The following is a 526-nucleotide window of genomic DNA, read 5'->3' as shown; positions in this document are numbered from 1 at the left end:
GGCGTTAGGCATAAAAGCAAAGGAATGTGCCCGCATGGAAGTCCGCAAAATTCAAACCTCAACAATCTATCGTTAGGCATTAAATATGTACTATGAACTCACAGCCTACGTAATTGTATTTACTACAATACCGTCATTAGCATTACTTGCCTTGCTTATTTATATTTATCGCCGCACGGAAAATGAAAAACCCATCAACCCATTAATAGCTACATTGTTAAGCGTGGGTGTATCAATCTTATTTTTAGTGACTGCAGAGTTATTGTTTAATATAATCAGCAGCCTGCGTGAATTCCGCGTAAAGGCTCCACCGATAATCACATACATTGCCTATCTAGCCACTTTCATTTACTTCACGGCAAAGGAACGATTCAAATTCATAGTCGCGTTCCCCTGCTTCCTCCTTGGTGCCATATCAATTATTTTTGCTGGTGTACCGGTACTTTTTTGGTTTGGCTGCGCAACAGGTCCAGTGTGCATGTGAGCTACGCTATTAACCCGTGCATTGCAAAATGCCTAACAAGTG

1 protein-coding gene is annotated in these 526 nt (G+C 41.3%); it reads left to right on the top strand.

The genetic code is table 11. The features are described 5' to 3' along the window. The first annotated feature begins 85 nt into the window (after positions 1–85). On the top strand, positions 86–484 hold the full coding sequence (locus tag V7747_RS18570) for a hypothetical protein (RefSeq protein ID WP_335617473.1): 399 nt from the start codon (positions 86–88) through the stop codon (positions 482–484). The last annotated feature ends 42 nt before the right edge of the window (positions 485–526 follow it).

It is taken from the genome of Halopseudomonas sp. (assembly GCF_036960865.1).
GTDB lineage: Bacteria > Pseudomonadota > Gammaproteobacteria > Pseudomonadales > Pseudomonadaceae > Halopseudomonas.
This window is presented reverse-complemented; position numbering and strand designations above follow the sequence as displayed.